Origin of the sequence: Pseudomonas sp. FSL R10-0399 (assembly GCF_009600165.1) — a bacterium.
GTDB lineage: Bacteria > Pseudomonadota > Gammaproteobacteria > Pseudomonadales > Pseudomonadaceae > Aquipseudomonas > Aquipseudomonas helleri.
The window spans coordinates 129,271-140,608 of the sequence record NZ_WIWK01000001.1; the positions used below are offsets into that span (position 1 = coordinate 129,271).

Here is an 11,338-nt window from a genome sequence, read left to right on the forward strand (position 1 = left end):
AGCAAAACGGGCGCGAGAGTATAAAGCTCTGCGCGCCCGCTGTCCTGCTAGCGAATCTTTCCTTCGCTGTGGGTGAGTTCGTCTTTGGCGAAGTCATCCACATCAATCACCTTGCGCCGTGCGGCTTCAGCGGCGCGCAGGGTTTCGGCTTCGGCCGGTTGCAAGATGCCCGCGTGCAACGCTGAATCGATGGACGGCTCGCCGGGTACCTGTTTGAACTGGCCACTTTTCAGCGCGTCGTGGAGTTTTTTGTGCAGCGGGTGAGCGGCTTTGAGCAAATCCGCGGCATGTTGCAACGCGCCCACCGCGTCATCGGCAGATTGCGGGCGGTAGCAGCCGGCAAGCACCGCTTCGAGTGTCGGATCGCCTTTGGCCCGGCCCAGCACTGCCGCGACTTCAGCATCCAGCGCATCAGAATGCCCGGTATGGCGACGACCAAACGGGAACACCACGCCGCGCAACAGAAAGCCCAGCGGTCGGCTCGGGAAGTTTTTCAGGATCTCGTCCAGCGCCCGTTCCGAATGCCCGAGGCTTTCTTCCATGGCCCACTTGAACAGCGGGTTTAGGTGCTCGGGGGAGTCCAGATCGTGATAACGCTTGAGCGCTGCCGAGGCCAGGTACATATGGCTCAGCACGTCACCCAGGCGCGCAGACAAACGCTCGCGGCGCTTAAGCTCGCCGCCCAGCAGCATCATGCTCAGGTCTGCGAGCATCGCAAAAGCCGCTGCCTGACGGTTCAAGGCGCGGAAGTAGCCTTGGCTCAGGGTGTTGCCGGGTGCGTGTTCGAAGCGCCCCAGGCCCAGGTTCAACACCAGGGTGCTGGCGACGTTGCTGACGGCAAAACCGATGTGCTTGAGCAGCAGGCCGTCAAACTCGATCAGGGCCTGCTCGCGGTCTTCACGCCCGGCCAGGGCCATTTCCTTGAGCACAAACGGATGGCAGCGAATGGCGCCCTGGCCAAAGATCATCAGGTTGCGCGACAGGATATTGGCCCCTTCAACGGTGATGAAAATCGGCGCGCCCTGCCAGTTACGGCCCAAATAGTTATTGGGTCCCATGATGATGCCCTTGCCGCCGTGCACGTCCATGGCATGGCTGATGCACTCGCGGCCGCGCTCGGTCAGGTGGTACTTGAGAATCGCTGAGAGCACCGACGGTTTTTCACCGAGGTCCACCGCGTTGGCGGTGAGCATGCGGGCGCTGTCCATCAGCCAGGCATTGCCGCCTATACGCGCCAGGGCTTCTTGAATGCCTTCAAAGGCCGCCAGCGGCACGTTGAATTGCTCGCGCACCTGGGCGTATTGCCCGGTCACCAGACTGGTGAACTTGGCGGCGCCGGTGCCAACCGCCGGCAGCGAAATCGAACGCCCGACCGACAGGCAGTTCATCAGCATCATCCAGCCTTTGCCGAGCATTTCCTGGCCACCAATCAGGTAGCTCAGGGGGATAAACACATCCTTGCCTGAGTTGGGGCCGTTCATGAACGCGGCGCCCAGCGGCAAATGCCGACGGCCGATTTCAACGCCGGGGGTGTCGGTGGGGATCAGCGCCAGGCTGATGCCCAGATCTTCCTTGTCGCCCAGCAAGTGCTCCGGGTCATGGGCCTTGAACGCCAGGCCGAGCAGGGTGGCGACAGGGCCGAGGGTGATGTAGCGTTTTTCCCAGTTCAGGCGCAGGCCGATGACTTCTTCACCTTGCCATTGGCCTTTGCAAATGATCCCGGTATCGGGCATCGCCCCGGCGTCGGAGCCCGCCAGCGGGCCGGTGAGGGCAAAACACGGGATGTCATCGCCACGCGCCAGGCGCGGCAGATAATGGTTTTGCTGTTCTTCGGTGCCGTAGTGCAGCAACAGTTCGGCCGGGCCGAGGGAGTTGGGCACCATCACCGTCGAGGCCAGATCGCCGCTGCGAGTGGCGAGTTTCATCGCGACTTGCGAGTGGGCGTAGGCCGAGAAGCCTTTGCCGCCGAACGATTTTGGGATGATCAGGGCGAAAAAACCGTGTTCCTTGATGTGCGCCCAGGCTTCAGGCGGCAAGTCCATGGCCTGGCCGATCTGCCAGTCAGTGACCATCGCACAGAGTTCTTCGGTCGGGCCGTCGATAAACGCCTGTTCTTCTTCGGTCAGTTGGGCTTTGGGGTAGGCCAGCAACTGGTTCCAGTCGGGGCGGCCGCTAAACAGTTGGCCATCCCACCACACGGTGCCAGCGTCGATGGCATCACGCTCGGTTTGCGACATGGGCGGCAGGACTTTCTGGAACCAGCTGAACAGCGGCGCCGTAAAGCGTTTGCGGCGCAGGTCAGGCAGTAGCAGCAAGGCCGCTGGCGCTGCCAGCAACACCCACAAGAGCACCAGCACCCAGATCGGCGCATGGCTGAAGAAGTCCATGATCAGCAGGTAAATCGCTACCACGGCAATCGCCGTCAGCGGGGAGACGCGCCGGTGGGCCAGCCAGGCAACGCCTACGATCAAAACCACTATCCACAACAACAGCATATCCAATCCTCCATGGAGCCAGGGGGGCGCACCCTTGTGAGCTTAGTCGCAACTCTTGAGCAAGGTCGTCCAATAGTGACCTTGTGCGGGAGGCACAGTTCAGCTTCACGGCGTAGACTGCCCCGGCGTCTATCAATCAGGAGTTTCATCATGCTGAAAGTGTGGGGTCGCAAGAATTCGTCGAATGTCAGGAAAGTGTTGTGGTGTATTGAAGAGTTGGCGCTTGAGTATGAGCGTGCAGAGGCGGGCGGTGCGTTTGGTGTGGTCGACAGCCCTGAGTACCGGGCGCTGAACCCCAATGGCCGTGTGCCGATGCTGGAAGACGATGGGTTTGTGTTGTGGGAATCCAACGTGATCGTGCGCTATCTGTCCGCCGAATACGGCTCGGACACGTCCTGGTATCAGGACGACAACCGTGTTCGTGCCCAGGCAGACAAGTGGATGGACTGGACCACCTCGTCGTTTGCCGGTGCTTTTCGCGATGTGTTCTGGGGGATTTTGCGCACCCCGGCCGAGCAGCAGGACTGGGTGAAAATCAACGCCTCGATCAAGACCTGCGCCGAGCTGTTGGTTATTCCCGACCAGGCGCTGGCCGAAAAGCCTTACCTGTCCGGTGATGAAATCGGCATGGGCGACATCCCGCTGGGATCGTTCATTTACGCCTGGTTTGAAATGCCCATCGAACGCCCGTCAATGCCGCACCTGGAGGCCTGGTATGAGCGCCTCAAACTGCGCCCGGCCTACCGTAATGCGGTGATGACTGCGTTGACTTAATAGCCACTATTAATACGGGCGACTGTACTTGTGCGACAAGGCCAAGCACCATGGCACCTGTTCATTGGCTTTGTCGGACTTGTCTTACAGACAGTTCGCCCTTATTGAGTCATCCCTCTTATTCCCATCTTGGTGCGTAATCCGATATGAGTTCCGCTCTGTCCATACGGCAGCTAACCAAAACCTACGGCAACGGTTTCCAGGCCCTGAGTGGTATCGATCTGGACGTTGCTGAAGGTGACTTTTTCGCCTTGCTGGGCCCTAACGGTGCCGGCAAATCCACGACCATCGGCATTCTTTCCACGTTGGTGAACAAAACCAGCGGCACGGTGAATGTCTTCGGCCATGACCTGGACCGCAACCCAGCGGCGCTCAAGCGCAGCATCGGGGTGGTGCCGCAAGAGTTCAACTTCAACCAGTTTGAAAAGACCTTCGACATCGTCGTGACCCAGGCGGGGTACTACGGTATTCCGGCCAAAATCGCCAAGGAGCGTGCCGAAAAGTACCTGACGCAGTTGGGGCTTTGGGACAAGCGCGACACCCCTTCGCGTTCGTTGTCGGGCGGTATGAAGCGTCGACTGATGATCGCCCGGGCGCTGGTGCACGAGCCGCGCCTGTTGATCCTCGACGAACCGACTGCCGGTGTGGACATCGAACTGCGCCGCTCGATGTGGACCTTCCTCACCGAGCTGAACGAGCAGGGCACCACCATCATCCTCACCACCCATTACCTGGAAGAGGCTGAGCAGTTGTGCCGCAACATCGGCATCATCGACCACGGCACCATTGTCGAAAACACCAGCATGCGCCAGTTGCTCGGGCAACTGCACGTCGAGACCTTTGTTCTCGACCTGAAGCACCCGCTGGCGTCTACCCCGCACCTCATCGGTTACCCGAGCCTGTTGCTCGATGGCACCACCCTGGAAGTACAAGTCGATAAAGCCGTGGGCATTACTGGTTTGTTCACCCAACTGGCCGCGCAAAACATCGAAGTGGTGAGCCTGCGCAATAAAACCAACCGCCTTGAGGAGTTGTTTGTGTCGCTGGTCGAGAAAAACCTGGCAAAGGTGGCCGTATGAGTTCTGAACTGCGTCCCAACCTGGTTGCGTTGAACACCATTATTTATCGTGAAGTGCGCCGTTTCATGCGCATCTGGCCGCAAACCCTGCTGCCGCCAGCGATCACCATGGTTTTGTACTTTGTCATCTTCGGCAACCTGATCGGTAGGCAAATCGGTGATATGGGTGGTTTCACCTATATGGAGTACATCGTGCCGGGTCTGATCATGATGTCGGTGATCACCAACTCCTACGGCAACGTGGTATCGAGCTTCTTTGGTGCCAAGTTCCAGCGCTCGATTGAAGAGCTGATGGTGTCGCCGGTGTCGCCCCACACCATTCTGATCGGCTTCACCGTGGGCGGTATCTTGCGCGGCTTGATGGTGGGCTTGATCGTGACCTTGCTGTCTCTGTTCTTCACCCATTTGCAGGTGCATCACCTGCTCCTGACCATTGTGGTGGTGGTGCTGACCGCGACGATTTTCTCGTTGTTGGGCTTTATCAACGCCGTATTTGCGCGCAACTTCGACGATATCTCAATCATCCCGACGTTTGTGCTGACGCCGCTGACCTACCTGGGCGGGGTGTTCTACTCGATCACCCTGTTGCCACCGTTTTGGCAGAGCGTGTCCTTGGCCAACCCGGTGCTGCACATGGTCAACGCCTTCCGTTACGGGATCCTCGGCGTATCGGACATCAAAATCAGCGTTGCGCTGACCTTTATGGTCGTCGCAACCGTGGTGTTGTACTTCGCCTGCGCCAAACTACTGGTCAGCGGCCGCGGCATGCGCCAGTAGTTTTCACACCTGTAGGAGCGAGCTTGTCTCGCGATCTTTTCAAGATCAAAAGATCGCGAGGCAAGCTCGCTCCTACAAAATGGTGCAGGGCACGTTTTACAAAGCCTTGCGCTGTTGCTTGCGCCGCCTCCACTGCCGGCTGACCCACCAGCGCCAATACACCATGGTCAAGCAGTAACCCATCCCGCCCAGTACCACTCCACACACCACCGAACCCAATAAAAACGGCTGCCACACGGTCGAGAGCTGGCTGCTGATCCACGCCCACGTGAGTTCATCAGGCATGCTGCGGGCCGGAACGTCCATCAGCCATGCGCCCAGCACATAGGTGCAGTAAAAAATTGGCGGCATGGTGATCGGGTTGGTCAGCCAGACCAGGCTGACCGAAATCGGCATATTGCTGCGCACCATGATCGCCAGGCAGGCGGCCAGGAGCATTTGAAAGGGCATGGGGATAAAAGCAGCAAACAGACCCACCGCCATCGCCCGGGCGACAGAGTGACGATTGAGGTGCCAGAGGTTGGGATCATGCAGCAGTGAGCCCAAGAACCGTAAGGATTTGTGTTCCTTGATGCGCGCCGGATCTGGCATGAAACGTTTGATTGAACGCCGTGGCATGGGCTTCTCGCTTGGAACAGGGAGGCAGTATGCCCACATTTTGCAGGTCGACTCTTCAGACTTTGTGACAATTTTTTAGGATGCGACGATAAAACCCGGCTAATCCGAGGGCAGGAATTACTGCGGATCAGGTTATGTACTCGGGATTGTTAGCGCTGGCTTCGGGCTTGATCGTGCTGCGCTTTTTACCGGCAATACCCGCCCTTGAGTGGGTGCTGTTGATGCTGGGTGCGGGGCTGCTGCTGTTGGTGGTGCGGGTTTATCCGGCGGGGCTTTTTCTGCTTGGGTTGAGTTGGGCCTGTGTGCAAGGGCAGTCGGCACTTGATGACCGGCTGTCGCCTGCGCTGGATGGCCGCACGTTATGGGTCGAGGGGCGGGTGGTCGGTTTGCCTCAGCAGTCCGACGCGGTGGTGCGTTTTGAAGTGCGTGATGCTTATTCGCGACACGCCACATTGCCTTCTACCTTGCGCTTGAACTGGTACGGCGGGCCGCCGGTCAACAGCGGCGAGCGTTGGCGGTTGGCGGTCAATCTCAAACGGCCCAAAGGGCTGCTAAACCCCCAGGGCTTCGATTATCAGGCCTGGTTGTTGGCCCAGCGTATTGGCGCCACCGGAACCATCAAGGATGGTCAGTTATTGGCTCCCGCCCGGCATGCCTGGCGCGACGGCTTGCGCCAGCAGTTATTGCAAACCGAGGCTAATGGCCGGGCGCCATGGCTGGCCGCCTTGGTGATGGGCGATGGTTCAGGGTTAAGCACTGACGACTGGAAGCTGCTGCAAGCGACCGGCACGGTGCATTTGCTGGTGATCTCGGGGCAGCACATTGGCCTGTTTGCCGGGCTGATTTATGGCCTGGTGGCCTTGTTGGCGCGTTACGGTCTGTGGCCACGACGGCTGCCGTGGTTGCCTTGGGCGTGCGGCCTGGCTTTTGCCGGAGCGCTGGGTTACGGCTTGCTGGCCGGTTTTGAGGTGCCGGTACAGCGGGCCTGCGCCATGCTCGGGCTGGTGTTGATATGGCGCCTGCGGTTTCGCCACTTGGGTGTGTGGCTGCCCTTTTTGCTTGCCCTCAACGCGGTGCTGATCATTGAACCGCTGGCCAGCTTGATGGCAGGTTTTTGGCTGTCGTTCGCCGCCGTTGCGGTGCTGATTTTTACCTTTAGCTCACGCTTGGGCCCATGGAGTTGGCGAGCGGCATGGCTGCGCCCGCAAGGGTTGATCGCGATTGGTTTGTTCCCGATGCTGTGGATTCTCGGGCTGCCCATCAGCCTGTCCGGCCCGTTGGCCAATCTGGTGGCGGTGCCGTGGATCAGCCTGTTGGTGTTGCCTGCGGCGTTGCTGGGCACTGTGTTGCTGCCGGTGCCCTGGGTCGGTGAAGGGTTGCTGTGGGTGGCGGGCGGCTTGCTCAATGGCCTGATTTGGGGGCTCACAGGGCTGGCCGGGACGCTGTCGCCCTGGTTGCCTGCCAGCGTGCCGATCAGTGTCTGGCTGCTGGCTGCGCTCGGTGCCTTGCTGCTGTTGCTGCCTGCCGGGATGGTGCTGAGGCCACTGGGCTGGCCGCTGGTGCTGCTGGCGGTGTTTGCCCCGCGAACGTTTGTCCCGCCGGGGCAGGCAGAGGTGCTGCAACTGGATGTCGGTCAAGGCCTGGCAATCATCGTGCGAACCCGCCATCACACGTTGTTGTACGACGCAGGGCCAAAAGTGCGCAACCTTGACCAGGGCGAGCGAGTGGTGGTCCCGGCACTGCAAGCGATGGGCATCGGTACGCTGGACATGATGCTGATCAGCCACGCCGATTCGGATCACGCGGGCGGTGCGCTGGCGGTACAGCGGGCCATGAAGGTTAAACGGGTGGTCAGCGGTGATGTACCGCTATTGGCCGAACAGCTTCAGGCCGGGCCTTGTAACAGCGGTGAGCGCTGGGAATGGGACGGGGTGAAGTTTGCGTTGTGGCAATGGGACGGCGCGACCGACGGTAATCAGCGTTCGTGCGTGTTGCAGATCGAAGCCAGCGACGAACGGTTGCTGTTGACCGGTGATATCAATATCGACGCCGAGCGGGCTTTTCTCGACAGCCCCCTGGCGGTGCCCACGCACTGGTTGCAGGCACCGCACCACGGTAGCCGCACCTCGTCCTCGATGGTCTTTCTAAAAAACCTGTCACCTTCGGCAGTGTTGATCTCCAGAGGGCATGGCAATACCTTTGGGCATCCGCACCCGCAGGTGATGGCGCGCTACAAGGCGCTGGGCATGGGGATCTGGGACAGTGCCGAACACGGTGCCGTACGCTTTCGGCTGGGCACCTTCGGGGTGGCTGAAAGCCTGCGCGAGCAGCGGCGGTTCTGGCGGGATTAACGTCGACCTTGTGGTAAAGTGGCGCACTTTTTCGAGGGGATTGTCACTGTGTGGGAACTGGTCAAATCCGGCGGCTGGATGATGCTGCCGATCATTCTGAGTTCTGTTGCCGCGCTGGGCATTATTGTCGAGCGCCTGTGGACCCTGCGCGCCAGCCGCGTGACCCCGCCGCACTTGCTCGGGCAGGTGTGGGTCTGGATCAAGGACAAACAGCTGGACAAAGAAAAACTCAAGCAACTGCGCGCTGACTCCCCGCTCGGTGAAATTCTGGCGGCTGGCCTGGCCAACTCCAAGCATGGTCGCGAGATCATGAAAGAGTGCATTGAAGAAGCCGCTGCCCGGGTTATCCACGAGCTTGAGCGCTACCTCAACGCCTTGGGCACGATTGCTGCGATGGCGCCGTTGCTGGGCCTGTTGGGCACGGTGTTGGGCATGATCGATATTTTCAGCGCTTTTATGGGCACCGGCATGACCACCAACGCGGCGGTGCTCGCGGGCGGGATTTCCAAGGCCTTGATCACCACGGCTGCGGGTTTGATGGTGGGGATTCCGTCGGTGTTCTTTCACCGTTTCCTGCAGCGCCGGGTCGATGAGCTGGTGGTCGGCATGGAGCAGGAAGCGATCAAGCTGGTTGAAGTGGTGCAGGGCGACCGCGAAGTCGACATGGTCGGGAGCAAAGCGTGAAATTTCGCCGCAAGCCACGGGAAACGGTCGACATCAACCTCGCGTCGCTGATCGACGTGGTGTTTATCCTGCTGCTGTTTTTTGTGGTCACCACCACGTTCACCCGCGAGACCCAACTGCGCGTCGACCTGCCCGAGTCGGTCAGCGGCGCGCCGACCGAAGATCAGAACACCAAGTTGCTGGACATCGCCATCAGCGCCGACGGGGTGTTTTCGGTCAACAACCAGTTGCTGCCGAAAAACGATCTGGCAAGCCTGATGGGCGCACTGCGTACAGCCTCGGGCGGCGACACCAGCCTGCCGGTGTCGATCAGCGCTGACGGTAAGGCCCAGCACCAGTTCGTGATCACAGCGATGGATGCCGCTGGCAAGCTCGGCTTCAGCCATTTGCGCATGACCACCGTTGAGTCGCAGGCGACCCCCTGATGGCCCTGTCTGATCGCTTGTTGCGTGCCTGGTACACCGGGCACCCGCTGCTTAAATTACTGAGCCCTCTGGAATGCCTGTATCGCCGTGTGGTTAAGCGCAAGCGCGCGCGGTTTGTGGCGGGCGAGGGCGAGATCTATCGCGCCCCGGTGCCGCTGGTGGTGGTCGGCAATATCACTGTGGGCGGCACCGGCAAAACGCCGTTGATCCTGTGGTTGATTGAGCATTGCCAGCGCAATGGCCTGCGGGTGGGCGTGGTCAGCCGTGGCTATGGTGCCAAGCCGCCACAGCTGCCGTGGCGTGTGACCGCGCAGCAACCTGCGGCGCAGGCCGGTGATGAGCCGCTATTGATCGTGCAGCGCACCGGCGTGCCGCTGATGATTGACCCTGACCGCAGCCGTGCAGTCAAAGCCTTGCTCGACAGCGAACCGCTTGATCTGATCCTCTCGGATGACGGCTTGCAGCATTACCGGCTGGCCCGGGATCTGGAGTTGGTGCTGATCGACAATGCCAGAGGCCTGGGCAACGGCCATTGCCTGCCCGCCGGGCCATTGCGCGAACCCGCCGAGCGTTTACAGAGCGTAGACGCGGTGCTGTATAACGGCGCCGAGCACGATCCGCAGGCGGGTTTTGCCTTTAAATTGCAGCCCACGGCGTTGATCAATCTGCGCAGCGGCGAGCGTCAGGCGCTGGACTTTTTCCCGGCTGGCCAAGCGCTGCATGCGGTGGCCGGGATCGGTAACCCGCAGCGTTTCTTCACCACCCTTGAAGCGCTACACTGGCGGCCAATCACCCATGCTTTCGCTGACCATGCGCCGTACAGTGCCGAGGTCTTGAATTTTACGCCGCCGCTGCCCGTGGTCATGACTGAAAAGGACGCCGTGAAATGCCGCGACTTTGCGTCACCCGACTGGTGGTATCTGGCGGTCGACGCGGTTCCATCAGAGGCCTTTGTCCTTTGGTTTGACCAACAGCTAAAGCGTCTTTTGCCCTAACTCATTTTTACTTTTCGGGAATTCCTATGGACACCAAACTGCTCGATATCCTCGCTTGCCCAGTGTGCAAAGGTCCGCTCAAACTCAGCGCCGACAAAACCGAGCTGATCAGCAAGGGCGCCGGCCTGGCTTACCCGATCCGCGATGGCATTCCGGTCATGCTGGAAACCGAAGCCCGTACCCTGAGCACCGACGAGCGCCTGGATAAATGACCCCGATCTTTACCGTGGTAATTCCGTCGCGGTTTGCCTCGACGCGTTTGCCAGGCAAGCCGCTGCAAATGATCGCAGGCAAGCCGATGGTCCAGCACGTCTGGGAGCAAGCCTGCAAAAGCAGTGCCCAGCGTGTGGTAGTCGCCACCGACGATGCGCGCATTGTTGAGGCCTGCCAGGCGTTTGGCGCCGAGGTGGTCTTGACCCGCGCAGACCACGAGTCCGGCACTGACCGCCTGGCCGAAGTCGCCGCACAGTTGGGCCTGGCCAGCGATGCCATCGTGGTCAACGTCCAGGGTGACGAGCCGTTGATCCCGCCCGCATTGATTGATCAAGTGGCCGCGAACCTGGCTGCCCACGCCGAGGCGGGCATCTCGACCCTGGCTGAGCCGATTGCAGACGTGGAGCAGCTGTTCAACCCCAACGTGGTCAAGGTGGTCAGCGATATCAATGGCCTGGCCCTGACGTTCAGCCGTGCCACCTTGCCGTGGGCACGGGATGAATTCGCTCAACAGCCCAACGCATTGCCTGCCGGTGTGCCGTACCGTCGCCACATTGGCATCTACGCCTACCGTGCCGGTTTCCTTCAGGACTTCGTTAACTGGGGCCCATGCTGGCTCGAGAATACCGAGCGTCTTGAGCAGTTGCGTGCCCTGTGGCATGGCGTGCGAATCCACGTCGGTGATGTGCTTGAGGCGCCGCCAGCCGGTGTTGATACCCCTGAAGACCTTGAGCGCGTTCGGCGTTTGCTGGAGGGTTAATGCGCGTCCTGTTTGTGTGTCTGGGCAATATTTGCCGCTCACCCACCGCAGAAGGCGTGCTGCGCCAAAAGCTGCGTGATGCCGGTTTGGCTAAGCGCATCGAGGTAGCCTCTGCCGGGACGGGGGGCTGGCACGCGGGCGAAGCGCCGGACGTGCGCAGCCAGCGGG

11 protein-coding genes and 1 pseudogene are annotated in these 11,338 nt (G+C 60.4%); 10 read left to right on the forward strand and 2 right to left on the reverse strand.

The genetic code is table 11. The features are described from left to right. Nucleotides 1-47: 47 nt before the first annotated feature. Nucleotides 48-2,495 carry an acyl-CoA dehydrogenase gene (locus GHO41_RS00610; RefSeq protein WP_153432602.1) on the reverse strand — a complete coding sequence of 816 codons (2,448 nt, stop codon included), beginning with the start codon at nt 2,493-2,495 and terminating at the stop codon, nt 48-50. Between the two features lie 150 nt (nt 2,496-2,645). Here GHO41_RS00610 and GHO41_RS00615 point away from each other — a divergent pair, with 150 nt between their 5' ends. The 3 genes from GHO41_RS00615 (at nt 2,646) to GHO41_RS00625 (ending at nt 5,124) form a co-directional block, all read left to right on the forward strand. After that, on the forward strand, nt 2,646-3,269 hold the full coding sequence (locus GHO41_RS00615; protein WP_048389035.1) for a glutathione S-transferase: 624 nt from the start codon (nt 2,646-2,648) through the stop codon (nt 3,267-3,269). A 146-nt stretch (nt 3,270-3,415) separates the two neighbouring features. Beyond that, nucleotides 3,416-4,348, forward strand: coding sequence for an ABC transporter ATP-binding protein (locus tag GHO41_RS00620; protein WP_153432604.1), 933 nt, complete (start codon nt 3,416-3,418; stop codon nt 4,346-4,348). Continuing rightward, nucleotides 4,345-5,124, forward strand: a complete 780-nt coding sequence (locus tag GHO41_RS00625; protein ID WP_048389040.1) for an ABC transporter permease — start codon at nt 4,345-4,347, stop codon at nt 5,122-5,124. Before GHO41_RS00620 ends, GHO41_RS00625 begins: the two co-directional genes overlap by 4 nt. 96 nt (nt 5,125-5,220) lie before the next feature. Here the strand turns inward: GHO41_RS00625 and GHO41_RS00630 are convergent, their stop codons facing one another. Beyond that, a complete protein-coding gene (locus GHO41_RS00630) occupies nt 5,221-5,742 on the reverse strand; it encodes a DUF2062 domain-containing protein (RefSeq protein ID WP_153432606.1) in 522 nt (173 codons plus the stop codon). Between the two features lie 134 nt (nt 5,743-5,876). Between GHO41_RS00630 and GHO41_RS00635 the strand changes: the two genes are divergently transcribed. The 7 genes and pseudogenes from GHO41_RS00635 to GHO41_RS00665 all read left to right on the forward strand — a co-directional run. Then, nucleotides 5,877-8,093 carry a DNA internalization-related competence protein ComEC/Rec2 gene (locus GHO41_RS00635; RefSeq protein ID WP_178126443.1) on the forward strand — a complete coding sequence of 739 codons (2,217 nt, stop codon included), beginning with the start codon at nt 5,877-5,879 and terminating at the stop codon, nt 8,091-8,093. 48 nt (nt 8,094-8,141) lie between these two features. Continuing rightward, the gene (locus GHO41_RS00640) at nt 8,142-8,777 is read left to right on the forward strand and encodes a MotA/TolQ/ExbB proton channel family protein (protein ID WP_048373695.1); all 636 of its coding nucleotides are present in this window, start codon (nt 8,142-8,144) and stop codon (nt 8,775-8,777) included. After that, nucleotides 8,774-9,202 (forward strand): ExbD/TolR family protein, encoded by a 429-nt coding sequence (locus GHO41_RS00645; protein ID WP_371928786.1) that lies wholly within the window; start codon nt 8,774-8,776, stop codon nt 9,200-9,202. Before GHO41_RS00640 ends, GHO41_RS00645 begins: the two co-directional genes overlap by 4 nt. After that, nucleotides 9,202-10,197 carry a tetraacyldisaccharide 4'-kinase gene (lpxK, locus tag GHO41_RS00650; protein ID WP_153432608.1) on the forward strand — a complete coding sequence of 332 codons (996 nt, stop codon included), beginning with the start codon at nt 9,202-9,204 and terminating at the stop codon, nt 10,195-10,197. Before GHO41_RS00645 ends, lpxK begins: the two co-directional genes overlap by 1 nt. A 26-nt stretch (nt 10,198-10,223) precedes the next feature. Beyond that, nucleotides 10,224-10,409, forward strand: coding sequence for a Trm112 family protein (locus GHO41_RS00655; protein WP_003442540.1), 186 nt, complete (start codon nt 10,224-10,226; stop codon nt 10,407-10,409). Further along, nucleotides 10,406-11,170, forward strand: a complete 765-nt coding sequence (gene kdsB, locus GHO41_RS00660) for a 3-deoxy-manno-octulosonate cytidylyltransferase (RefSeq protein WP_153432610.1) — start codon at nt 10,406-10,408, stop codon at nt 11,168-11,170. Before GHO41_RS00655 ends, kdsB begins: the two co-directional genes overlap by 4 nt. After that, nucleotides 11,170-11,338: pseudogene (locus tag GHO41_RS00665) on the forward strand (low molecular weight phosphotyrosine protein phosphatase); the annotation flags it as partial. The gene kdsB and the pseudogene GHO41_RS00665, both read left to right, overlap by 1 nt.

Bases quoted from the DNA above. Each gene is read 5' to 3' on its own strand.
- GHO41_RS00630 (WP_153432606.1), bottom strand. From the start codon at position 5,742: ATGCCACGGCGTTCAATCAAACGTTTCATGCCAGATCCGGCGCGCATC.
- GHO41_RS00635 (WP_178126443.1), top strand. From the start codon at position 5,877: ATGTACTCGGGATTGTTAGCGCTGGCTTCGGGCTTGATCGTGCTGCGC.
- GHO41_RS00610 (WP_153432602.1), bottom strand. From the start codon at position 2,495: ATGCTGTTGTTGTGGATAGTGGTTTTGATCGTAGGCGTTGCCTGGCTG.
- GHO41_RS00620 (WP_153432604.1), top strand. From the start codon at position 3,416: ATGAGTTCCGCTCTGTCCATACGGCAGCTAACCAAAACCTACGGCAAC.
- GHO41_RS00625 (WP_048389040.1), top strand. From the start codon at position 4,345: ATGAGTTCTGAACTGCGTCCCAACCTGGTTGCGTTGAACACCATTATT.
- kdsB (WP_153432610.1), top strand. From the start codon at position 10,406: ATGACCCCGATCTTTACCGTGGTAATTCCGTCGCGGTTTGCCTCGACG.
- lpxK (WP_153432608.1), top strand. From the start codon at position 9,202: ATGGCCCTGTCTGATCGCTTGTTGCGTGCCTGGTACACCGGGCACCCG.
- GHO41_RS00655 (WP_003442540.1), top strand. From the start codon at position 10,224: ATGGACACCAAACTGCTCGATATCCTCGCTTGCCCAGTGTGCAAAGGT.
- GHO41_RS00615 (WP_048389035.1), top strand. From the start codon at position 2,646: ATGCTGAAAGTGTGGGGTCGCAAGAATTCGTCGAATGTCAGGAAAGTG.